The organism is Streptomyces populi, assembly GCF_002911015.1.
Taxonomy (GTDB): Bacteria; Actinomycetota; Actinomycetes; order Streptomycetales; family Streptomycetaceae; genus Streptomyces; species Streptomyces populi.
In genome coordinates, this window is record NZ_KZ626879.1 from 52694 (window position 1) to 75804 (window position 23111).

Sequence of the window (23111 nt, forward strand, 5' to 3'; positions counted from 1 at the left end):
CAAGGCAGTCGCGCCGCTGCGACCATAACCGGAGCGCGCCCCCGTCGTCATGCCCCTGCCCAATCCCCGGGACCGGCCGGGTGGCGCCCCGCCCCGGCGAGCACGCCCGCCCGGAATCGGCTAGACCGGAGCCATGACCCCTGTGGGCACCGACATCGCCGACCGCGTCCTCGGGGGCTGGCTGGGCCGGATCGCGGGCAACATGCTCGGCAAGCCGGTCGAGCAGGGCGACCACTGGACGCGGGACCGGATCGACCGCTATCTGCGGCAGGCCGCGGCCCTGCCGCTGACCGACTACCTCCCCGGGCCCGCCGACGACGGCGCCGGGGGCGAGTTCGAGCTGCGGCCCGAGTGGCGCGACTGCGTGCGCGGCCGCATCCACGGCAGCTGCCGCGACGACGACGTGGACTACGCGATCCTCGGACTCGACCTGCTGGAGACGCACGGCTTCTCGTTCAGCACCGAGCAGGTCGGTGACCTGTGGCTGGCGCGCCTGCCGTACCTCCAGACGTTCACGGCGGAGCGCGCCGCCTACCGCAACCTCGCCAAGGGGCTGAAACCGCCGGTGACGGCGACGTACGAGAATCCGTACCAGGAGTGGATCGGCGCGCTGATCCGCGCCGACGTCTACGGCTGGACGTCCCCGGGGCTGCCGTGGCGCGCGGCGTCCCTGGCCCGCCGTGACGCCGTCCTGTCCCACACCGGCAACGGCGTCTACGGCGCGATGTGGGCGGCGGCGCTGATCTCCGCGGCCTTCACCGCCCCGTCCGTCCGGGACGCGCTGGACACGGCGCTCGACGTGATCCCCGCGAGCAGCCGGCTGGCCCGCGCCGTGCGCCGGGTGATCGCGCTCCACGAGACCCGGATGAGCTGGGAGGACACGCTCACCACCATGTCCGAGGAGACCGCGGGGATGGGCTGGATCCACACGGTCCCGAACGCGGCCGTGCTGACCGCCGGGCTGCTGTACGGCGACGGCGACTTCACCCGCACCATCACGCTGACGGTCCGCGGCGGACTGGACACCGACTCGAACGGCGCGACCGCGGGGTCCGTCGCGGGCGTCCTGTGCGGGGCGGAGGCGATTCCCCCGCAGTGGAAGGACCCGTTGGAGGACACCGTCCGCAGCGCGGTGTTCGGCTTCGACGGGGTACGGATCAGCGAGCTCGCGTCCCGCACGGTCGCGCTGGTCGACGTCTGAACCGGGAGTCCGGGGCCGGGCCTGGTTACCCTTCCGGGGTGAGCACTTCGGACTATGCCGCATATATCGCCGGTCTGCCCCGTGTCCTCGCCGGGGCCGCCGCACTCTTCCGGGACGCCGAGGGGCGGGTGCTGCTCGTCGAACCGAACTACCGCGAGGGCTGGACGCTTCCGGGCGGAACCGTGGAGTCGGACGCCGGCGAGAGCCCACGTCAGGGGGCGCGCCGCGAGACGGCCGAGGAGATCGGGCTCGACGTGGAGCTCGGACGGCTGCTGGCGGTCGACTGGGTCCTCGGGCCGGGACGGCCGCCGCTGGTGGCCTATCTGTACGACGGCGGCGTGCTGGGCGAGCGGGAGCTCAAGGAGATCCGGCTGCAGGAGGAGGAGCTGCTGTCCTGGCGGCTGGTGCCGCGCGAGGACGTGGTCTCCCATCTGTCGGGGGCCACGGGCCGCCGCGTCCTCACCGCGCTCGACGTCCTGGCGGAGGGCTCGGGCACGGCGGAACTGGAGAACGGCCACCGGGTGGGCCGGTCCCGGGACTGACCGGGAGTCCGCCGCACACACCTCGGCGGCCGGGGGCGGGCCCCGGCCGCCGAGGCCGGTGTTCGCGACATGCGCGCGTCCTCGTCGAGGTTCTCGTCAGGTGTCCTCGACGGGGTCCTGTGGGGTCAGCCGAGGATCCGGGCCTTCTGCGCCTCGAACTCGGCCTCGGTGAGCACGCCCTGGGCCTTGAGGTCTCCCAGCTGCTTCAGCTGGTCGATCTTGCTGGTCATCTCGTCGGCCGGGGCGGCGGGCGGAGGCGGGGGCTGCTGCTCCTGGTACTGCTGTTGCTGGTACTGCTGCTGGTACTGCTGCTGTGCTTCCTGCTGGGCCCATCGCCCCTGCTGACGACGTGACACACGGTTCGAGACGGCGGTGGCCGTACCGGCCACCACGGCGGTGCGGGCGACCCCGCGGAGGAGACCTGGCACGGTGATTTCCTTTCCGGCACGAGAACGTACGGAACGAGCCCGAAAGGGATGCGGTCCCTTGTGCGCGCCGAATTCCTCCCGGCGCACCGGGCAGATCCATTGGAGCACCGAACGGATTCCCCCGCACCTCGGTCCCGCCGTCGCCGGGCACGATTTCCGACGATCTGCCGGTCCGTCATTCCCGTGGCAAGCTGAAATGTGGCCACCGGCCGGCGACGGCCGGTGGCGAGGTCTACGCAGGAGGAGCTCGCAATGGCTACGACGGGTATGCACCACCGGCAGGAATCCGCCGGCGGTTCGGGCGCGTGGGTGTCCGGCTGGACCGCCTTCGCCGGAGTCATGATGATCTTCGGAGGTGCGATGGCGATATTCCAGGGCATCGCCGCCATCGCCCAGGACGACGTGTTCGTCACCACCAGCAACTACGTCTACACCTTCAACCTCACGAGCTGGGGGTGGATCCACCTCACCCTCGGCGTCCTGGTGGTCCTCGCCGGCATCGCCGTGTTCCGCGGCATGCTGTGGGCCCGGATCGTCGGCATCACCCTGGCGGGGCTGGCCATGATCGCCAACTTCATGTGGCTGCCGTACTCCCCGGTGTGGGCCAGCGTGCTGATCGCCATCGACGCCTTCGTCATCTGGGCGCTGTGCGTCGGAGCCGGCCGGGACGCCCGTACCGCGTAGCCCCGGGCGCGACCTCCCCGAGGTCTCCGACCGGTGGCGGCCCCGCACCGACGTGCGGGGCCGCCGCGCGTCTCCGACGGTTTCCGTCTCCCGTCCGAGCGCCCCCGGGCCCCGCCGCCCGGGCGCCGACCTTCGGGGAAGCCCCCGAGCGCCGGTCCGGCGCGGGATCCGCGCGGGTCCACGACGGGGGCCGCACCCCCGGATCTCCGCCGGGCGGCGGGTCCGGGAGCGCGGCCCCTGTCGTGGCCGGGCCGCCGCGGGGAGCGTCCGGCCCCGTGCCGGCTATGCGGCGTCCGTCTCCTCGAGTGCGGCCAGCACGGCCGGCACCGGGATGCGCCCGGAGGCGACCAGCTGTGCGCCGCCACGTCGCAGCGCGGCGGCGAAGGGCGCCGCCCACACGTTCTCGTAGACCAGGATTCCGGCGGAGTTTCCGGGTTCGAGCGCCTTCCCGGCCTCCTCGATGTCGTCCTCACCCAGCAGACCGGAGGACGCGCCCTCGAACACGGCGAGGTCGAGGGCGCCGTCCCCGTCGAAATCGGCGATCTCCATGCCGGCCACGGATCCGTCCTCGCCCTTCCTCACGAACAAGAGGTCGAGAATCCGAATGAGGCCGCGGTCCACCAGATCGACCAGGATCGGCAGCCCCTCCCCCGTCATTCGGTTACCGGGAAACTCCACGACGATATAGTCGATCGGCCCCATCTCGACGAATTCATCTTCGCTCACGGCTTCACCCCTGCGTGGTCATGGTTTTGCCCTGCCCCAGGTCAATGTCATTGCAGCACCGGACGGAAGCCGCCGCATTTCGGTACTCGGACGGTCCGGGTGGTTCACGCGGTGAGCTGGTAGATGCTCTTGCCCACCAGCCACAGCCCCAGGAACAGGAACAGCGACACCAGTGCCTGGTCCTGGTGCCGCTCCAGCCACGCGCGCAACTTCCCCAGCCGGATGTGCGCCGTACGCGGGGCGAACGTCGCGTAGAGCTCCATCGCCAGGATGCTGGAACTGGCCAGCAGGACGTAGCCCATCAGGGCCGCGTACGACGCGGCGTGGTCGAGGTTCGCGTCCACGACGGTGGAGGCGCCGGCCGCGATCATCCCCCACGGCTGGAGCAGCAGCGCCAGCCCGGCCGCCGTCCAGGGGGAGATCCGCTCGATCCGGGACATGAAGCCGGAGGACTTCGGCTGCTTGTCGAGGTTGCGCCGTCTGCGTTCCGCGTACAGGACGAGTCCGACGCCGATGGCGAGTTTGCCGGCCAGCGCGGCCGTGGAGGGCGTGGATTTCGGCGGCGGCGGCTCACCGCCGGTCATGAGCAGCACGGCGGCGATGATGGCGACGAAGGAGGCCAGCCAGGTCAGGATGAAGGCGAGGCCCTTCCAGATCCCCTTGTCCGAGGAGAGCACCAGCACGAATCCGGTGACCGGCAGCGGGTCGAGGGCGATCGCCAGAGCGATGAGGAGCAGGTCAAGGACCATCGTCGCCCCCGCGTGGTCCCGCGCGGCCCGGAGCCGCGGTGTCGCGCATGCCATCATCGTCACCTTTGCCGCAGGCGCCCACAAATCCGGTGCTCCGCCCCGGGTGCCGGAGCCCGTTCGGCCCGACTCGCCGGACATATGACCCGGGGCTACCTTGGTGTCCGGGCCCGGCCCCTCCCGCCACGACCGGTGCGCCCCGACCGACCGCAGGTCGCCGGCGAGCCCCGCACGGCCGACCGCGTCCCACCGGCCACCGGCACGTCCCCGACAGGAGCTCCCCTCCCGAGCCTCGGCGCGGTGATTCCCCCGCCGACCGCCCTCGCCGGCGCCCCGCGCGCCTGCGACCACATCGCGGAGCGTCCGCAATGACCCCCAAGCACCCGGCCGGCAGCCTTCCACCGCACCACACCCCGGCGGAGCGCGCCGCGCTCGGCAAGGCCGCCCGCTCCGCCGTGCCGCGCTCCAGCCACGCCGACTTCACCCCCGCGCCGAAGCGTCCCGACCCGGTGGACATCGTGGAGGCGCAGTCCGCGACCCGGGTGCCCGAACTCGTGCCGATCCGCTACGGCCGGATGACCGAGTCGCCGTTCCGCTTCTACCGCGGGGCCGCCGCCATCATGGCCGCGGACCTCGCCGGCACGCCCCGGTCCGGCATCAGGGCGCAACTGTGCGGTGACGCGCACCTGTTGAACTTCCGGCTGCTGGCCTCCCCGGAGCGCCGCATGATGTTCGACATCAACGACTTCGACGAGACGCTGCCCGGCCCCTGGGAGTGGGACGTCAAGCGGCTGTCCGCCAGCCTCGTCATCGCGGCCCGGGCGAACGGCTACAGCGGCAAGGAGCGCGCCGACATCGTCCGTACGACGGTCCGGTCGTACCGCGAGTGGATGCGGCGCTTCGCCGGCCTCGGGAACCTCCCCGTCTGGTACACGCATTTCGACGAGGACTGGGTACGGACCCACATCGTCGGGGAGCTGGGCTCGCGGGGGCGTGACCGCTGGAAGAAGACGACCGCCAAGGCGCGCAGCCGCGACAGCCTCCAGGCGTTCAACAAGCTCACGCACGTGGTCGACGGCAAGGCTCTGATCGCCGCCGATCCCCCGCTCGTCGTCCCGCTGCAGGACCTGCTTCCCGACATGGAACGCGGGGCTCTGGAGAAGCAGCTCCGCAAGCTGATCGGGAGCTACGGCCGGAGCCTGAGCACGGACCGACGGTTCCTGCTGGGCCAGTACCGGTTCGCCGACGTGGCCCGCAAGGTGGTCGGGGTCGGCAGCGTGGGCACCCGCTGCTGGATCATCCTCATGCTCGGCCGGGACGACTCGGATCCGCTGCTCCTGCAGGCCAAGGAGGCGGACGAGTCGGTGCTGGCGCCCTACGTCGGCACGAGCGAGTACCGGACGCAGGGCGAGCGTGTGGTCGCCGGCCAGCGGCTCATGCAGGCCACCAGCGACATCTTCCTGGGCTGGGAGCGGGCCGAGGGCATCGACGGCCGTCGACGGGACTTCTACGTGAGGCAGTTGCGGGACTGGAAGGGCATAGCCGAGCCCGAGCTGATGGTACCGGCGGCCATGCGGGCCTTCGGCGAGCTGTGCGGTGCCACGCTGGCCCGCGCGCACGCGAGGTCGGGCGACCGGATCGCCATCGCCTCCTACCTGGGCGGGGGCGACGTCTTCGACCGGGCGCTCGTCCCGTTCGCCGAGGCGTACGCGGACCAGAACGAGAAGGACCACCAGGCCCTCGTCGACGCCGTCCGCTCGGGCCGCGTCAAGGCCGAGGCCGCCTGACAGAAGCCGTCGGCGGAGGCCGCCCGACAGAAACGTCCGGCAAGGAGGCCCGCATGGACCGTTATCCCCCCATCGCCGACCACGGCCTGGTCGGGGACCTACAGACCGCCGCCCTGGTGTCGTCCCAGGGCGTGGTCGACTGGTTCGCGGCACCCCGCTTCGACTCCCCCAGCGTCTTCGCCTCGCTGCTGGACCACGACGGCGGCGGCTGCTTCCGCCTCGCGCCCGATCACCCCGAGGGGACCTGGAGACAGCTCTACTACCCGGACACGGCGGTCGTGGTGACCCGCTTCATGTCGCCGGACGGCGTGGGCGAGACCATCGACTTCATGCCGGTCCTCACGGGCCCGACGCCGAGCGACCGGCACAGTCTGGTGCGCGTCGTCCGCACGGTGCGCGGCACCGTGCACTTCGGTCTGGAGTGCCGGCCGCGGTTCGACTACGCGCGGGCGGCCCACGAACTCGAACTGGTCCCCGGCGGAGCCGTGTTCCGGTCCCCCGGGGCCGTCGCCCACCTCCAGGGCAACATCCCGCTCGAACGCGACGGCCAGGACGTCCGGGGCGGCATCACCCTCCGGAACGGCGAGACGGCGGCCGTCGTGTTCACGATGTGCGGGCCGGACGGCGAGGCCCCGCCGCCCCCCACGGTCGACGGACTCACCGGGGCATTGTGGAACAACGTCGACTTCTGGCAGAAGTGGGTCCGGACCTCGAACTACCGCGGCCGCTGGACGGAGATGGTGCACCGCTCCGCGATCACCCTCAAGCTCCTGACCTACGCCCCGACCGGGGCGCCGGTCGCCGCCGCCACCATGGGGCTGCCCGAGCAGATCGGCGGCGAGCGCAACTGGGACTACCGGTACACGTGGGTGCGCGACGGCTCGCTGTCGGTGCGGGCGCTGCTCGACCTCGGCTTCGTGGAGGAGGCGACCCATTTCACCCACTGGCTGGGCGACCGGCTGCGCGAGCGCGAAGGGCCGGACGACGAACCGCTCCAGATCATGTACCGGGTCGACGGCGACCCGCACCTGACGGAGGAGGTCCTGGCGCACTTCGAGGGCTACCGGGGCTCGTACCCGGTGCGCGCCGGCAACGGAGCCGCCGGCCAGTTGCAGCTCGACATCTACGGCGAGGCCCTCTACGCGCTGGCCGAGAGCCGCGCGGTGCGAGAACAGGGCAGCTACCAGGGCTGGAAGGCGCTGGCCGGCATCCTGGACTGGCTCGCGGACTCATGGGACCGCCCCGACGAGGGCATCTGGGAGACCCGGGGCGGGCGCAAGGACTTCACCTACAGCCGGGTGATGTGCTGGGCCGCCTTCGACCGGGGTCTGAAACTGGCCCAGGAGTACAGCAGACCGGCCGACACCGTCCGCTGGACGAGGGCCCGGGACGCGATCCTCGAACAGGTGATGGAGCGCGGCTGGAACGAGAAGCAGCGGGCGATCGTCCAGCACTACGACAGCGAGGTCCTGGACGCCTCCCTGCTGCTGGCGCCCCGCGTCGGCTTCGTCTCCGCACGGAGCCCCGGCTGGCTGAGCACCCTGGACGCCATGGAGCGCGTCCTCGTCTCCGACAGCCTCGTCTACCGCTACGACCCCGAGGCGTCCCCGGACGGGCTGCGCGGCTCCGAGGGGACGTTCAGCCTCTGCACGTTCCTGTACGTCGACGCGCTCGCGCGGGCGGGACGGCTCCCCCAGGCCCGCTACACCTTCGAGAAGATGCAGACGTACGCCAACCACGTCGGCCTGTTCGCCGAGGAGATAGGCCCGAGCGGCGAGCAACTGGGCAACTTCCCGCAGGCGTTCACCCATCTCTCCCTCATCATGGCCGCGACGACGCTGGACGAGGCGCTCGACCGGCTGCGGCCCTGAACGGCGGGATGTCCGGGCCCTGCGGAAGCAGTTCCACGGTCACGAAGGACACCACGGCGGCGAGCACGATCACCGGCACCGTTCCCGAGTTGCCCACCAGGAGGACGACCAGCACGACGCAGCTGACCGGCAGCCTGAGCGCGGCGGCGGACGCCGCGGCCATGCCGGCCGCCATGGCCGGTACGACACCGAACCCCGGGAGCGGTGCCAGCAGGGCGCCCATCGCGCCGCCGAGGAACAGCGAGGGGAACACCGGGCCGCCCCTGAGGCTGCCCAGGCACAGCGCGTACGCGATGGACTTGAGCACCAGGACGGCCACCAGGCTGCCGACCGACCAGGCGTGCGGGTGGGCGGCGAGCTGGGCGAGGGTGGTCTGGCCGGACAGGGCCACCTCGGCCGGCGAACGGTCGGTGAGGACCGCGTAGAGCGCCGCGCAGCAGCCCGCTCCGAGCCCGCACAGCACCGTGGTCCGCAGGATGTGCGCGGACACGGCGCGGGCCGCGTACCGGCCGCCCACGATCACCCAGTGGACACCGAACCCGATCACGACCGCCATCAGCACCGACCAGACCACGTCCCCGGTGTCGAGGGTGGAGGGCGCGGGCAGTCCGATCCTGAGGCTGCCGGTCTGTAGTCCGGTCCAGTCGTCGAAGCCGGTGAACACGATGGCGCCGACCCCGCTGGCGAGCAGCGCGGGCAGCATCACCGCGAAGAGCTGGGGTCCGCCGACACCGGCGACCTCCATCAGCAGCACGGCCGCGACCAGGGGGCTGCCGAAGATCGCCGAGATGGCCGCGGCGGCGCCCGCGGCACCGAGGAGCGCCGTGCCCTGGGGGGTCGCGGGGGCCCGTAGGAGATCCCGGAGCAGCAGGGCCAGGCCTCCGCCGAGGGCGATCAGCGGTGACTCGGGGCCGAGCACGGCTCCCAGCGGCAGGCTGGCCAGCGCGGCGAGCACGATGCCGGGCAGCGCGGACGTCGCCACCCCGCCGGCGTGCAGCCCCGAGGCCGGGATGTGTCCGCCCCGGCCCGGAAGCCACCGCACGATCAGGCCCACCAGCACGCCCGCCAGGAGCATCGGGGGAAGCGGCCACCACCACGGCGGATCCGACCATCCGAGATCCTTCGGCCACTGCTCCCACAGCAGATGTTCCAGCTCGTGCAGGAGCACCAGGAACCAGAACGCGGCCAGCGAGACCGGGACACCGATCACGGCGCAGAACACCAGTGCCTTGCGGTACGCGGGCTGCATCAGCATGTTCCGCAGCTGCTCGGCCTCCGTGGGCTGGTTTCCCGGCGGGGACTCCGCCCCGGCGGACCGGTCACCCGGAGCGGGCCCGGCCTTCTCGGACTTCGGCTCGGCGATGGGTCTTCTCCTACGTCCGCTCGGAGGGATGCTGCCGTGGAGCCGCCGTGCGGCCGCCGTCGGGCCGCCGGGGGATTCTGCCGTCGGAGCGCGAGCGTACCCACGAGGCCCTCCGCATCCGGGCGGCCCGCGCGCCGAGCCCCGAAAACCCTCCGGGTGGACGTGCCCCGCGCGCTCGTGACCCGACGCGGGCGTTCCGGCCCGGCAGGCCCTCGCCCCACGTAGCCTCGCTCCATGACCGGCGAACGCCTCGGACGGCACGCGACCGCCCCCGACGGCGGAAAGCGGTTCTTCCGCGCTCCGTCCGTGCCGCGGAAGCCGGTCCGGTGACCGGGCCCCCCGGCTCCCCGGGCAGCCCCGAAGCTCCCGAAGCCCCTGTCGCTCCGGCGGCCCCGGCCCGGCAGATGTGGCCGCTGTACGCGGCCGGATTCACCACCGCCTTCGGCGCCCACGGCATCGCCGCGAACCTCGGCGGCCACGGCGGCGGTGCGGTCACCTCGCTGCTGGTGCTCGGCGGGCTGCTCGCCCTGTACGACGGCGCCGAGGTGCTGCTCAAGCCGGTCTTCGGCACGCTCGCGGACCGTGTCGGGGCCCGCCCGGTCCTGCTCGGCGGGCTCGTCGCGTTCGCCGCCGCCTCCGCCGTGTACGCGCTGGCGGACAGTCCCGGCCTGCTGTGGGCGGCGCGCCTCGGTCAGGGCGCCGCCGCGTCCGCCTTCTCGCCCTCCGCCTCCGCGCTGGTCGCCCGGCTCAACCCGGCGGCGAAGCACGGCAGGGCCTTCGGCGGTTACGGCTTCTACAAGTCCGTCGGCTACACCCTCGGCCCGCTGCTCGGCGGAGCGCTCGTGTGGACCGGCGGGCTGCGACTGCTGTTCACGGTCCTCGCGGTGACCGGCGCGGCCGTCGCCGCCTGGGCGGCGCTCGCCGTCCCCGTGGTGCCGCCGCTGCCGAAGGCCCGGCAGACGGTGCTGGACCTGGCCCGGCGGCTGGCCCGTCCGGACTTCCTCCGTCCGACCGCGGCGCTGGCCGCGGCGACCGCCGCCCTGTCCGTCGGCGTGGGTTTCCTGCCCGTCTCCGGCCGGGCGGCCGGCCTGGACACGGTCGCCACGGGTGCGGCCGTGTCCGTGCTCGCCGCCTGCGCGGCCGTCGTCCAGCCCCGGGCCGGACGCGCCCTGGACGCCGGGCGTCTCACCGCGCGCGGCGGCATCCTGGCGGGGCTGCTGCTCACCGCCGCCGGTCTGGGCTGCGCGACCCTGCCGGGCGTTTCGGGGGTGCTGTCCGGCGCGGCGCTGATCGGCGTCGGAACCGGCCTGATCACCCCGCTCGGCTTCGCCGCCCTGGCCGTCTCGACCCCGGCCGAACGGCTCGGCCAGACCATGGGCACGGCCGAACTCGGCCGCGAACTCGGCGACGCGGGCGGCCCGTTGCTCGTCGCCACGGTCGCCGCGCTCACCACCCTCGACCACGGCTACGCGACACTGGCCGTGCTCCTGGCCATCGCACCGGTGACGGCTCTCGTACGCCGGGCGGCGAGGGAACCCGGCTCCCGCTGACGGAGCACGCGCCGCGCGGGAGCGCGACGGCGCCGACGCGGGGAGGAGCGCCGTCGGGGGTCTGCCGGGCACCGCTCCGGACCGCGGTCACCCCGGACCGGATGGACGGCTCCGCCGGCCGAGGGGCACTTCCACGGTCAGCCGGCGGGGGCTCGTGGTCGGTGGGCCGCCCCGCGTTCGATCGTTCGACGAAATCCGTGGTCCACCGGTCCGCGGCCTCACTTCCGCGCTCATCGGCCGCTTCGGCTCGCGGCCCGGCGTGCGCGCGTCGTACGGTCGGTGGTACCGCACGGCACCGACACCGACGGCCGGGCCTTCGCGGCACACGGCGCGGGACGATCCGGACGGGACGAGGGCCGTGTCGGCTGCCCGTTGAACCGTTCGGCCGGACGGTGCGTACCAGTCGCCGCGTGCGGCACCGTGCCACTCGGCGTCCCGCCGGGGAAACGGATTGCGGGCATGCACCTGCCATGGGTTGTATCGTGCGGCGACCGTCGAGGCGTCGGCATCGGCCGGCACACACGGTGCCCGGAGAAGGGGTTGAACGATTTCCGTTGATTCGAGCCGTCCGGACAGCAGCACTCTCGGCTCAGCCGCTCCGACGAGACGAGAAGAGAGCGGAAGCGGCGTACGCATCCGTCGGGAAGTACCGGGTCTGGACGGTCTTCGCGGTTTGGCCGCGTCGTACGTCGTCCTGTTCCACTGCTGGCTGTACACCTTCCCGGGGTATCCCGACAGTTCGGCGCCCGGGTGGCTCGACATCCTGATGTTCGGGCGGCTGGCCGTCGTCTTCTTCCTGGTGCTGTCCGGCTTCTCCCTGGCGATCGCCCCGGCACGTCACGGGTGGCGGTCCGACGGAGTCGCCCGGTTCCTGAGGCGACGCGCCTGGCGCATCCTGCCGCCGTACTGGGCGGCGCTGGCCATGAGCCTGGTCGTTTCCTGGTTCGTGGTACCGGCTTCGCACTACGGACCGCCCACCGCCGCGTCGATCCTGGTGTACGGCACCGTCACCCAGGACGTGCTCACCGCACCGACACCGAACGGCGCGTTCTGGTCGATCGGAGTGGAGAGCGAGCTCTATCTCCTCTTTCCCCTTCTCCTGTTCGTCCGGCGCAGATGGGGCGCGGCGGCCCTGGGCGCGCTGGTGGCCCTTCCGGTGATTTTCTACGGACTGTCGGCGGCCGGCGCGAATCCCGTGGAGGGCGACAACTGGCTCGCTCCGCATCTGGCCCCCGCATTCGTCGCGGGCGTGATAGGCGCAGGCGTCGTGGTCGCGCCCGACAGGATTCGACGCCTGCCCTGGGGATGGCTCGCCGCACTGGCCGCCGCGCCCGTCCTGGTTCTCGGCGCCGTCCAGGGAACCGTCTGGACGGTGGAGCACTATTTCTGGGTGGACCTCGCGGTCGCCCCGGCCATGGCGATGCTGCTCGCCGCGATCTCCACCGGTAGACCTGTCATCGTGGCCCGACTCCTGACCACGCGACCTGTCCGAAGTCTCGGCAACTTCTCGTACAGCCTCTACCTGATCCATCTGCCGATCGTCATGGCCGTCATTCGTCGAGTGGCCCCGCATTTCGTATCGCCCGGTCTGCCCACGTTCTGGTTCACGCTCGTCGTGGCCCTGCCGATCTCGGTGATCGGGGCGTGGCTGTTCTCCCAGGTCTTCGAGATGCCCTTCAAACGAAGCAGATCCTGGAAATCCTTGATCGCGCAGGTCCGTTCCCACTGGGCCGGTACGGCCACGCGAGAGCCTCGATGACGTCTTGTTTGGCGGGCCCGGTCTACATGCCGCGTTCCGGGCCGTAACTGACGCGTACGGGCTCGTCGAATGTCATGGGCATGGACTCCAGCATCACGGGGCCGGGGTAGAAGGCCGCGCTCTTGTATCCCGCCATGTCCTCTCCGATCAGGAACCGGTAGAGCCATTCGGCGAACGGCATCGGATAGCCGGCCCAGTCCCCGTCCCCGCACGCGACGCAGATACCGCCGGGGAAGCCGTGGACCTGGGGCGCCAGGAAGACGACGTCTCCCCGGTCCGTGGAAGCCAGCGGGATCAGGCCCTGCGGGGTGCCGAAGGCGAGGTCCCGCAGCCCGCAGATCTGACGGGGGTCGGATCCGGGATCGTTCGTCCAGTCCCGTTCCCACCGGGTCTGGGACCACGCCCGGGAGGTGTCGCGTATCTCTTCCGAGAGGTTCCACCGAGAGGTGGCCGGATGCGACAGGTGCAGGTGCCCGTTGATCTGGACCGGCGCGTACGCGTCGACGACGGTCTTGTAGTCCGCGGGGAGTTCCGTGCCGAGTTCGGCCTCCAGGCGGGCCCAGGCGGCCGGATCGGCGTAGCGGTTCTCGGGCGGACCGATCATGTCGAGCACGGCTCGTCACCCGCGCGGACCCGTTTCCGGCATGCGTGCCGGGGACCCGCGTCAAACCGTGTTCACAGGCCTTCTGACGGCCCTCGCGCATGGGCTCGCACGAAGGCGATCGCCGGACCGCCGTCGCCCGCGACCGGAGTCAGGCATCAGGTGCGTAGTAGGCGGCGTACCGGGCCGAGTACCCCGCGACGGAGAAATCCTCGAAGTCGCGAGCCGCTTCGCAGCGGAGCAATCGTCTCAGTGCCGCTTCGGCTTCGGGAAGGCGCAGGCCCGAGAGGTACGCCTTGGTCCTGCCCAGTCCGCTTCCGCACAGCAACTGGATGTCGATCGAGGAGTCGGCATCCATGCCGGCCGACTTGGCCCGCCAGATGAGCAGCACGTCGTCGAGGACCGCGGCGTTGAACAACTGTACGCAGCACAGTTTCATCAGCTCCGTGTCGCCGTCTCCCTGGGCACGCCTCTCCAGCCGGGTTTCCGCGGTGAGCAGGTCTCGTACTTCGTCGAGGTCCGCCCCGGCGGGGTGCAGGCCGTAGCGTTCCAGGCTCTCGTCCTCGTCCATGGCCATGCCTTCTCGGTCGGGGCGGTCACGGATCGTTCCGGGTCACGCCATGTCGGTCTCCGTCGGATTCGCCCCTCGGTCCGGTTCGGTCGGGCTCCGGCGCCGACGAGGCACGCGGGTCAGGGGTGTCGGAAGCCCCGGTCAGGGGCGCGGGCGCGGTCGTCGTCGAACGGGCTGAACCAGTCCGGCAGCGCCCTGTCGGCCACGTCCGGAGCGCGGTCGACGTCGTCGTCGAACAACGACAGGACGTCATGGTCCTCGAACAACAGGTCGGAACACGCGTACCAGTCGAAGTCGCGGGCCGCGGCCGGCAGTCCCTCCACGGCCCGGGCGAGCAGCCGGGGCCGGTTGCGATGAATGTTCTGGGCCCTGCGGATGCCCAGGTGCAGGGCCATCTCCTCACCCTTGCACAACAGCAGCGCCCGGCCGTCGGCGAGGTCGGCGGCCAGGTCGTCGAAAGCGCGCGCCATCTGCCGCCGCCATGCGCCGTCCTGACGCAGCGTCACCGGCGGAAGGGAACCGAAGAGACCGCCCGCGCCACGCGGCAGCGCTTCGTCACCCAGCGCGGCGACCTCCTGCCACGCCTCCTGCGACAACTGCTCCACGGCCAGGCGGAGCAGGGCCGCCGTCCGCGGGGTGAGGGCCCGGTACTCCTGGTTCTCGAGCCAGTCCTTCTCGTCCAGGTCGTCGCGGTCGACGCCCCCGTGCCGGACCCGGTCGATCAGACGGTCCCGCACACGGACGGCGGCATCCGCGAGGGCGCCCGTCGAGGTGTCCAGGACCAGCAGCTCGCCGGTGAACTCGACGGCGGCCAGCAACGTTCCCGCCTGCTCCAGCAGTTGCGCGCCGACGCTGCCGGGCGCACCGGAGCGGGGGAAGACCACGGCGAAGGATCCGTCGGTCAGCCGACCGACGGCGGCGGCGACCACCCCGGCCACCGTCAGGGCGTCGTCCCAAGGCGGCACCATTTCACACCGGTCGAGAACCAGCATGTAATCGGGCCTTTTGACCATCTCGTCGAAGTCCTGGATGAACGCCCCGTCCGGATCCAGCAGTTGCCGCGCCACTTCGGCGAGGAAGGATCCCTCGTCGGTCAGTCGCTCGCGCAGGTCGACGGCCTCCCACCACAGGCACCGGGCGGCCCGCAGGCTGCCCACCGGCTCCCCGTCGGCGGTGATGCGCACCTGCCAGATCTGAACACCTGCCAGTGTCGGGTCCAGCAGCCGGCCGCCGTGGCAGAACTCCAGCGCCAGCCGCTCCGGGTCCGCCGGCACCCGGCCGGTGGCGGCCGTGGCCGCGTGGTCGGTCATCGACGTCCTCCTCGAACCGCGCCATGGAAGAGATCAACCGCGCCACGGAAGAGATCGGTTGCCGGTGCGGCCCGGCCATCCTAGGGGCGCGCGGGCGACATTCGATCCCCGGTCGCTCGACCTGAGCTCGCACGAAACGACCGTCACCGGGTCGCGGCCACCGCCGGGATGCGACGCGAGGCCGATCCCCGGGAGTCCGCCCCCGTTCGCGCGCTCTCGCCGTTCGCCGCGGCCCGGCCCGCTTATGGCATGAGCATGCCGATATGAAAGACTGTCCGATCGTGCGCGAGGAGGCGATCGGTGAGTAACCGGCATGTGCGAAAGATGCTGCGGCAGATGGCGAGCGGGGAGCCCGTTCAGGTCACCAGCGCCATGGCGTCCATGCGGAAACTCGCCCGACTCGCCTTCATCGCCCAGCAGTTCGGGTACGAGTACGCGGACGTGCATCAGGACGGCGGGCCACAGGGCAACGGGTTCGTGATGCTCATCGTGCCCGACCCCAGCCCGCAGGCCCGGGCGCGTGCCGAGCAGAACCGGGCGCAGTATCCGAACGCGAGCGACGGGGGCGCGCTGCCGGCACTCGTGCCCGACGAGGTCGAGCTCCTCAAGGCGCGCATCGCGTTCGATCTCGCCACCAGGTACACCGAGAAGCAGCTGACGGTCATCATGGGTGTCGGCTCCAGCACGTTGGCCCTGTGCCTCGGCCTCCAACTCGGTGCGGACACCACCTCCTTGGTCGTCACCGGCACCGTCTGGGCAGTACTGCTGGCCCTCGTGCCCGTCGGGCTCGCCGTCAACCGGCGCTACAGGGCCAAGTACGTCGCCCGGCTACAGGCCGCCGGCCTCACGCCGGTGACCGACCAGAGCGGGCGGCTGCGGTACGTCCCTCGGCCCGGGCAGCTCCCCGGGCACGGCAATCCGTTCGCCGGAGGGGCGTAGGGCTTCCGCCCACCGCCGAACCCTCACACGGGCGGGCGGCGACCGGGCGGCAGGAGTCGGCGCGGGCCTCGGCGCCGATCGCGCGAAAGCCGCCGGCCGAGCGGGACGACGTCGCGGCCGGCGAGCGTCCGCTCGTCCGCGTGACGTCGTACGGCCTCACCGGAGGGGCCGACCGGACGGTTCCGCGCCGCCGACGGTGTGGAGACCCCGCTTCCCCCCGGCCGGGAGAAGCGGGGCCGGTGTCACAGCCGGGTGCCGTTGACCACCAGCGTCACGTCAATGTTGCCGCGCGTGGCGTTGGAGTACGGGCAGACCTGATGGGCCGTCCTCGCCAGTTCGAGCGCCTGTTCCCCGGCGATCGAGGGAAGCGAGATCCGCAGCTCGACGCCGAGCTCGAAGCGGCCGCCGTCGATCGGGACCAGCGAGACATGCGAGTCGATCTCCGCGTCGTCGGCCTTGAGCTCGCCCCGCTGCCCGACCAGGGCGAGCGTCGTACTGAAACAGGCGGCGTACCCGATCGCGAAGAGCTGCTCGGGGTTGGCGCCCTCGCCGTCCCCGCCCAGCTCCTTGGGCATCCGCAGGTCCAGCTCCAGCCTTCCGTCGGACGTGCTCCCGCGGCCGTCCCTGCCCCCGGTGACGTGCGCCTGCGCCGTGTAGAGCGCCTTGGACATCCTGAACTCCTTCAGTCGCTACCGTAATCTGAACCTGTCACTTCAAAAACAAGAAGTCAACAACTAGGGTCGGGAGCCTCGCGACGACCGGGAGGGAAGATGGCGAAGCTGGAGGTCGGCTACCTGCTGCCGACACGTGACCAGTCCGTTCTGGGTGAGCACGACTCGAGGCGGCTCGTCGTCCAGGCACGGCGGGCGGAGGAACTGGGGCTGGACTCGGTCTGGGCGGGCGACAGTCCCGTGACCAGGCCGCGCGCGGATCCGCTGCTGCTGCTGGCCGCCGTGGCCCAGGCCACCGAACGGGTCACGCTCGGCACGGCGGTGCTCCTGCCGGCGCTGCGTCATCCGATCCTGCTGGCACACCAGCTCGCCACCCTCGACCGGCTGTCGGACGGACGGCTGATCGCGGGCATGGGCGGCGGGTTCCCGAACCCGGCGACCCGTGCCCAGTTCGAGTCGATCGGCATCGACTTCGCGCGCCGCGCCGGCCGCATGGAGGAGTCGATCGCCGTCATGCGGAAACTCTGGTCGGGGGAGACCGTGTCCTGGCGGGGCGAGCACTTCGCCTTCGAGGACGTGCGGATCGCGCCCCCGCCGTCCCGTCCCGGGGGCCCGCCGATCTGGCTGGCCGGAGGCGGCGTGCCGGCGCTGCGCCGCGTGGCCCGCCTCGCCGACGGCTGGCTCCCCTATCCGCCCGAGTGGACGACGTACGCGGAGGAACACCAGGTCATCGAGCAGGCGGCCGCGCCCCGCCCGGTCACCCCCGCCCTGTACGCGACGCTCTGCCTGGACCAGGACCCGGAGAAGGCACGCCGGCGCCTGCGGACCAGCGTCGAGCGCTACTACAACGCGCCGTTCGACGTCATCGCGCGGATCCAGGCCCTGTTCGCCGGTACCGCCCGCCAGGCCGCCGACTGGCTGGTCTCCTACGCCACGGCCGGCGCCCGCCACCTCGTGATCCGCCTGGCCACCGACGACCACGAGGCGGACCTGGAGGAGTTCGCCGACCAGGTCCTGCCCCTGCTGCGCGAGGAGCGTCACCGATGACCACGTTCGTTCTCGTCCACGGCGCCTGGCACGGCCCGTGGGCCTGGGACCGGATCGTTCCGCTGCTGCACGCCGCCGGGGCGCGCACGCTCACCCCGGACCTGGGCACCGCCGGAGACCGCGGGCTCCACGACGACGCCAGGACGGTCGTCGCCGCCATCGACGCCGTCCGGCAGGAGGGCGAGCTCGTACTGGTCGGGCACAGTTACGCGGGCCTGGTCGTACGGGAGGCGGCCGACGCGCGGCCCGACGCCGTCGGCCACATCGTCCTCGTGGACGGATGGGCCGGGCCCGACGGCTCCGGCATGTTCACCCTGGCCCCCGACGCCTTCGTCGACGCGATCCGCACGGCGGCCGAGACGTCCGGGCACGGACGGCGGATCCCGGCCCCGCCTCCGGAAGCGTTCGGCATCGTCGGCACCGACGACACGGCCTGGCTCGCCGCGCGCCTGCTCCCCCAGCCGCTGCGCACGTTCACCGAGATCACCCGTCTGACCGGGGCCGTCGACCGGATCCCCGGAACCGCCGTCCACTGCAAACCGGGGACCTACCCGTTCGACCGGTTCGGTGAGGCCGTCGGGTATCGGACACGGGCGCTGGACGGCCCGCACGACGTGATGCTCACCCGGCCCGAGCCGCTCGCCCGGATGCTCGTGGAGATCTCTTCGTTCAAGAACGAGAAGCGCCGAGTCTAGAGTGATGAAGTGGAACAGCGAACGTACAACCAGTACTGCGCGACCGCGCGCACCCTCGACCTCGTCGGCGAGCGCTGGACGCTGCTGCTGATCCGCGAGCTGCTGACCGGGCCCAAACGGTTCGGCGACCTACAGGCCAGCCTGCGCGGCCTCGGCACCGGACTGCTGGCCGCGCGCCTGAAGCATCTGGAACGCGAGGGTCTGGCCCAGAAGGTCACGCTTCCCCCGCCCGCCCGGACCGCCGCCTACGCCCTCACCGAAGCCGGTGAGGAACTCGGGCCGGCGATCCTGGAACTGGCCCGGTGGGGGCTGAAGTGGGCGATGGGCGAACCGCGCGCGACCGAGACGTTCCACCCGGGCTGGGCCGTGCTCGGCCTGCGGGCCTGCTTCGACCCCGAGGCCGCCACGGGACTGCGCGCGGTGTACGAGTTCCGCATCGACGACGAGGTCTTCCACGCCCGGATCGACGACGGGACGATCGAGGCACTGCACGGACCGGCCCAGCACCCGGACGCGACCGTCACGACCGGCACGGACGCGTTTCTCAGCCTGACCGGCCGGGGCCTCACCTGGGCCGAGGCGATCGAGAACGGTGCCGCGTCGGCGTCGGGCGACAGCGAGGCGCTGCGCAGGCTGGGGGGCCTGTTCCGCATGCCTCCCCCGCACCCCCGGAGGTCGGACCGGGCCTCGTCCTGATCACCTTCCTGATCCCACCGGACTCCTGATCCCACCGGAACGACCGGTGGCCCGGAGCCCTCGGCGGAAGCGGTCCGTGAACGCTGCTCGACGATCCATGTCAGACCTCGCCCGCAGACCCTCTCGGTACCGGCGAGGAAGCCGTCACCTTCCGCGACGACGACGGGGGCGGATCCGTCGGCCCGCGGAACGACCCCGGCACCGACGCCCGAAGGTCACGCCGCGCCACAGGTGCTCCCTCGCCCCGGATGCCGAACCGGGCGTGCCGCGGCCCCGGCCCACCACACGGCCCCTTCCCCGCTCGTGCTACCGATCGGAACCGGTCGCCGGGGTCTTCATGAGGAGGGAGTCCTGCCCGCCCAGGTCCAGGCGGAACGGCGGGTACTCATCGGTCAGCAACGTGACATAGGCAGCGACCCGTGCGGCCCAGCGGGCCAGGCCGAGCAGCAGGTCGAAAAGGTGAACCGGGTACCGGGCGGTGAACGCCAGGATGATCACGGCGACCAGGGAGAGAAAGGGGATCAGGCCGACGCCACGCCAACTGTCCTCTTCGCCCCAGCCCCAGCCACCGACGAAAATCCCGACGACGACGTACTGCGGGATCGCCAGCAGCCACCACTTCACCAGGACCAGACCGCGGGAGAGACGCTCGGGATAGGCGACGTCGAAACGCGCCGGGTAGTCGGGCGCGTCCGCGAGGGTGAACGGCGGGTACAGGTCGGTGCCGAGCGCGGTGTGGGCGTAATAGCCGACACGCCAGCTCCAACGCAGCACTCCGACGCTGAAGTCGAAGAGGGACCGGGGGTAGCGGCCGGTGAACAGGATGGCGAAGAACGCGACGAAGGTCACGAAGGCGAACGCGATCCACAGGAAGAACAGCACGATGTAGTGCGGGATGGCGAGGAACCACTTCACCAGCCACATCCATCTGGACAGCCGCGGATCGATGAATGCCTCGATACGCACGGGTGACGCGGTGCCAGGGACCATGTGGCCGAACTCCTTTCGAGTGTCCCCGCCCGGCGGCCACCGGCGGCTGCCCTCACCCGAAAAGGCGGGTGGGCAGGCAGCGAGGCGATCGCCTGATCATGAATTTCAGGCTCGCACGCGAGGTGGAGGGCCGCGACTCGGACGGGCCCGCCCGGGAGGGACAGCGGCCCGGGAACACCGCGGAACGCTTCGCCGCGCCGTCCGGCTCACCTGCCTGATGGTCTGTGAACGCGGCTTGGTGATCCATGTCGAGCCGTGCTCACAGATCCCTGTGAAGGCCGGCCCGACCACCCCGTGCCTCTGTGCAGGAGCTGATCCTCACGACCTGAGCACGACCGGCGTCCGGCTGAGGCTCGCGCCGACGGCTCACCCGGAACCCGCGTCTTTCGCCCTGGCGGCTTCGCTTTCGCTCGCAGCCAGTTGGCAGCGATCGGCCCACTCGGTGATGCCCAGCTCGCTGTAAAGATCTCTTGCCTTCTGGAACTCCCCGACAGCTTCGTCGTAGCGGCCCTGCGACTGGTGGACCTGGCCGAGGCTGTGGGTGGTGTTGGCCTGGCCGAGACGGTCGCCGATGGCCTGGTGGACGGTCAGGGCGTCGTGGTAGGCGGTGGTGGCTTCGTCATAGCGACCCCGCATCCGGTGGACGTCACCGAGACTGTAGATGGTGTTGGCCTGACCGAGGCGGGCGCCGAGGTCCTGATAGATGGCCAGGGCGTCGTGATAGGCGGTGGTGGCTTCGTCGTAGCGGCCCTGCTGCTGGTGGACGTCACCGAGACTGTAGATGGTGTTGGCCTGACCGAGGCGGCTGCCGAGGTCCTGATAGATGGCCAGGGCGTTGCGGTAGGCGGTGGTGGCTTCGTCGTAACGGCCCTGCTGCTGGTGGACGTCACCGAGACTGTAGATGGTGTTGGCCTGACCTAGACGGTCGCCGAGGTCCTGATAGATGGCCAGGGCGTCGTGATAGGCGGTGGTGGCTTCGTCGTAACGGCCCTGCAACCGGTGGACCTCGCCGAGACTGTCGATGGTGTTGGCCTGACCATGGCGTTTGCCGAGGTCCTGATAGATGGCCAGGGCGTCGTGATAGGCGGTGGTGGCTTCGTCGTAACGGCCCTGCAACCGGTGGACGTCACCGAGACTGTCGATGGTGTTGGCCTGGCCGATACGGGCATCGAGGTCCTGGTAGATGGCCAGGGCGTCGTGGTAGGCGGTGGTGGCTTCGTCGTAGCGGCCCTGCATCCGGTGGACCTCGCCGAGGCTGTGGGTGGTGTTGGCCTGACCATGGCGGTCGCCGATGGCTTGGTAAGTGATCAGGGCGTCGTGGTAGGCGGTGGTGGCTTCGTCGTAGCGACCCCGCTGCTGGTGGACGTCACCGAGACTGTAGGTGGCGTTGGCTTGCTCGAGGGATCCAGGGGCTGTGGTGGTCAGGACCGTCCGGAAGATCCCCTCGGCCTCGATGTAACGATCATCCATGTAGAGCGCTTTACCGACGGCATTGAGGAAATCGGCTGCGCCCTGCCACTTGTCCGTGCTGGAGGCGTGGGCGGCGGACTGGAGTTCCTGGGTGTGGGCGTCGAGCCACCTGCGTGCGGTTCGCGCCTCTTGCTCGTCCTGGGACCCGCTCGTGCTCAGGGCGTCTCGGGCATGGCGGAGTCCGGTGCGCAGGTGGTGGTAGAGCCGGGATCTGCTGGATCGCTCTTCGTCCTGGGTGCAGTGGTGTGCGGCTGTCCGGCGGGCGTAGGCGAGGCTGCTGTCGTGGAGGCTGTAGCGGTTGTTCTTGCGGATCAGGATCTGTTCGATCTCGGTGAGCCGGACTTCGACCTCGTGTTCGGGTCGTTGGGCCATGGCGGCGAGGGAGTCGGGAGCGAAGTCGGGGCCCGGGTGCCAGGCACAGTGGTGGATCAGGGTGCGCAGGTCGGCGTCGAGGGCCGTGTAGGCGCTGTCGAAGGCGTCGCGTTCGGCTGCGTCCAGGCCGGGGAAGGCCGTGTGACGGTTCGGACCGGCCAGTGAGGCGAGGATGGCGGTGGGGTGGGCTCCGCGCAGCAGGCGGGTGCCGACGGGGCCCAGGGCCAGCGGGCTGCCGTTGATGCGGTCGGCCAGCCGGCCGAGGTCGTCGGCGTCCTGTGAGATGCCCATCTTGTGCCAGACCGTGACGCAGTCCTCGGTGGGCAGAGGGCTCAGTTCGTATCTCAGGTGTGCGCTGATCTCGGGTAATTCCGAGCGGCTGGAGATCATGACGACGCTCGGCGAGCCGGCCGAGGGCAGGAGGGGCGCCAACTGCTTGGCGCTGTGGGCGTTGTCCAGCAGCAGGAGTACGGGATGCTGCGCGAGCTGCAGGCGCCAGGTCTCGGTACGGGCGGTCAGGTCGGCCGGGATGCGCTCGGGGCCGTAGCCCAGATGGTGGAGCTGCTCGGCGATGGCCATGTGCGGGTCACGGGGCTGTTCGCCGGGCGTCCAGCCACGCAGGTCGATCTCCAGACAGCCGCCGGGAAAGCGGTGCCCCGCACGGGCGGCCGCGGCGCGCAGCACCTCGGTCTTGCCCTGGCCGCCGCGTCCGTGCACGACGCACACCGCGGCCGGCTGCTCGGCCGCCCGGGCCAGCGCCGTCAGCTCGTCCTCCCGGCCGGTGAAGTACCGGGTGGCCGCGTAGGCCGTGTGCACCTTGGCCGGCGAGCCGGGTACCGGGGCGGCCGGTGCCAGGTGGGGCGGTGACGATGTGTGCGGGGTGTGGGCCCGGTTGGCGGCCAGGGGGATGCGGTGGCCGCTGTCGCGGGTGCTCATCCGCGGGGCCGGCACCCGGTGGCCCTCCACGGTGCGCCCTTTCAGCCGCTCGCGCAGGACTTCGTAGACGTCGGCCATCGTCATCACGGGAAGACGTTCGCCGCGGCGATTGCCGGGGAGCTCTCCGGTGAAGCCGTCGCGCAGGAGCAGGACCAG

Annotated in this window: 21 protein-coding genes; 11 read left to right on the forward strand and 10 right to left on the reverse strand. The window is 71.4% G+C overall.

What is annotated here, in order from left to right:
• Positions 1-133: 133 nt before the first annotated feature.
• Both CW362_RS21230 and CW362_RS21235 read left to right on the forward strand, forming a co-directional pair.
• Positions 134-1201: an ADP-ribosylglycohydrolase family protein gene (locus tag CW362_RS21230; protein ID WP_103551085.1), complete on the forward strand. Its 1068-nt coding sequence runs from the start codon at positions 134-136 to the stop codon at positions 1199-1201.
• A gap of 38 nt (positions 1202-1239) precedes the next feature.
• Positions 1240-1743 carry an NUDIX domain-containing protein gene (locus CW362_RS21235; RefSeq protein ID WP_103551086.1) on the forward strand — a complete coding sequence of 168 codons (504 nt, stop codon included), beginning with the start codon at positions 1240-1242 and terminating at the stop codon, positions 1741-1743.
• Positions 1744-1868: 125 nt separating this feature from the next.
• On the opposite strand, the gene CW362_RS21240 is transcribed toward CW362_RS21235, so the two are convergent.
• Complete coding sequence (locus CW362_RS21240; protein WP_103551087.1) at positions 1869-2171, reverse strand: SHOCT domain-containing protein; 303 nt, start codon at positions 2169-2171, stop codon at positions 1869-1871.
• Between the two features lie 252 nt (positions 2172-2423).
• Here CW362_RS21240 and CW362_RS21245 point away from each other — a divergent pair, with 252 nt between their 5' ends.
• Positions 2424-2855, forward strand: coding sequence for a DUF7144 family membrane protein (locus tag CW362_RS21245; protein ID WP_103551088.1), 432 nt, complete (start codon positions 2424-2426; stop codon positions 2853-2855).
• 282 nt (positions 2856-3137) lie between these two features.
• On the opposite strand, the gene CW362_RS21250 is transcribed toward CW362_RS21245, so the two are convergent.
• Positions 3138-3557: a DUF6325 family protein gene (locus tag CW362_RS21250; protein ID WP_103551089.1), complete on the reverse strand. Its 420-nt coding sequence runs from the start codon at positions 3555-3557 to the stop codon at positions 3138-3140.
• Positions 3558-3685: 128 nt separating this feature from the next.
• The gene (locus tag CW362_RS21255) at positions 3686-4330 is read right to left on the reverse strand and encodes a GAP family protein (RefSeq protein WP_103551107.1); all 645 of its coding nucleotides are present in this window, start codon (positions 4328-4330) and stop codon (positions 3686-3688) included.
• 365 nt (positions 4331-4695) lie between these two features.
• Here CW362_RS21255 and CW362_RS21260 point away from each other — a divergent pair, with 365 nt between their 5' ends.
• Together CW362_RS21260 and CW362_RS21265 are read left to right on the forward strand one after the other, a co-directional pair.
• Positions 4696-6114 carry a DUF2252 domain-containing protein gene (locus CW362_RS21260; protein WP_103551090.1) on the forward strand — a complete coding sequence of 473 codons (1419 nt, stop codon included), beginning with the start codon at positions 4696-4698 and terminating at the stop codon, positions 6112-6114.
• 53 nt (positions 6115-6167) lie between these two features.
• A complete protein-coding gene (locus CW362_RS21265; RefSeq protein ID WP_103551091.1) occupies positions 6168-7985 on the forward strand; it encodes a glycoside hydrolase family 15 protein in 1818 nt (605 codons plus the stop codon).
• On the opposite strand, the gene CW362_RS21270 is transcribed toward CW362_RS21265, so the two are convergent.
• Positions 7936-9240 carry a chloride channel protein gene (locus tag CW362_RS21270; RefSeq protein WP_103551092.1) on the reverse strand — a complete coding sequence of 435 codons (1305 nt, stop codon included), beginning with the start codon at positions 9238-9240 and terminating at the stop codon, positions 7936-7938. The genes CW362_RS21265 and CW362_RS21270 overlap by 50 nt on opposite strands.
• A 512-nt stretch (positions 9241-9752) precedes the next feature.
• On the opposite strand from CW362_RS21270, the gene CW362_RS21275 reads away from it, so the two are divergent.
• On the forward strand, positions 9753-10898 hold the full coding sequence (locus CW362_RS21275; RefSeq protein ID WP_103551093.1) for an MFS transporter: 1146 nt from the start codon (positions 9753-9755) through the stop codon (positions 10896-10898).
• A 655-nt stretch (positions 10899-11553) separates the two neighbouring features.
• Positions 11554-12657, forward strand: a complete 1104-nt coding sequence (locus CW362_RS21280) for an acyltransferase family protein (RefSeq protein ID WP_276313686.1) — start codon at positions 11554-11556, stop codon at positions 12655-12657.
• Positions 12658-12679: 22 nt separating this feature from the next.
• On the opposite strand, the gene CW362_RS21285 is transcribed toward CW362_RS21280, so the two are convergent.
• From CW362_RS21285 to CW362_RS21295, 3 genes are all read right to left on the reverse strand, one after another.
• The gene (locus tag CW362_RS21285) at positions 12680-13261 is read right to left on the reverse strand and encodes an SMI1/KNR4 family protein (RefSeq protein ID WP_103551108.1); all 582 of its coding nucleotides are present in this window, start codon (positions 13259-13261) and stop codon (positions 12680-12682) included.
• A gap of 148 nt (positions 13262-13409) precedes the next feature.
• Positions 13410-13829, reverse strand: coding sequence for a hypothetical protein (locus CW362_RS21290; protein WP_103551109.1), 420 nt, complete (start codon positions 13827-13829; stop codon positions 13410-13412).
• Positions 13830-13948: 119 nt separating this feature from the next.
• A complete protein-coding gene (locus CW362_RS21295) occupies positions 13949-15139 on the reverse strand; it encodes a hypothetical protein (protein ID WP_240657953.1) in 1191 nt (396 codons plus the stop codon).
• Positions 15140-15439: 300 nt separating this feature from the next.
• Between CW362_RS21295 and CW362_RS21300 the strand changes: the two genes are divergently transcribed.
• A complete protein-coding gene (locus tag CW362_RS21300; RefSeq protein ID WP_162684165.1) occupies positions 15440-16078 on the forward strand; it encodes a hypothetical protein in 639 nt (212 codons plus the stop codon).
• A gap of 242 nt (positions 16079-16320) precedes the next feature.
• Here CW362_RS21300 and CW362_RS21305 read toward each other — a convergent pair whose 3' ends face one another.
• Positions 16321-16749: an organic hydroperoxide resistance protein gene (locus CW362_RS21305; protein WP_103551096.1), complete on the reverse strand. Its 429-nt coding sequence runs from the start codon at positions 16747-16749 to the stop codon at positions 16321-16323.
• A gap of 99 nt (positions 16750-16848) precedes the next feature.
• On the opposite strand from CW362_RS21305, the gene CW362_RS21310 reads away from it, so the two are divergent.
• From CW362_RS21310 to CW362_RS21320, 3 genes are read left to right on the forward strand one after another with little or no spacing between them, the layout of a single operon-like run.
• Positions 16849-17796, forward strand: a complete 948-nt coding sequence (locus tag CW362_RS21310; RefSeq protein ID WP_103551097.1) for an LLM class flavin-dependent oxidoreductase — start codon at positions 16849-16851, stop codon at positions 17794-17796.
• Complete coding sequence (locus CW362_RS21315) at positions 17793-18491, forward strand: alpha/beta fold hydrolase (protein WP_103551098.1); 699 nt, start codon at positions 17793-17795, stop codon at positions 18489-18491. The genes CW362_RS21310 and CW362_RS21315 overlap by 4 nt, the downstream gene beginning before the upstream one ends.
• A gap of 9 nt (positions 18492-18500) precedes the next feature.
• Complete coding sequence (locus tag CW362_RS21320) at positions 18501-19187, forward strand: winged helix-turn-helix transcriptional regulator (protein WP_103551099.1); 687 nt, start codon at positions 18501-18503, stop codon at positions 19185-19187.
• Positions 19188-19493: 306 nt separating this feature from the next.
• Here CW362_RS21320 and CW362_RS21325 read toward each other — a convergent pair whose 3' ends face one another.
• A complete protein-coding gene (locus tag CW362_RS21325) occupies positions 19494-20177 on the reverse strand; it encodes a DUF4389 domain-containing protein (protein WP_103551100.1) in 684 nt (227 codons plus the stop codon).
• Positions 20178-20543: 366 nt separating this feature from the next.
• Positions 20544-23111, reverse strand: a 2568-nt coding sequence (locus CW362_RS21330) for a tetratricopeptide repeat protein (RefSeq protein ID WP_206301011.1), incomplete at its 5' end; no start/stop codon positions are given.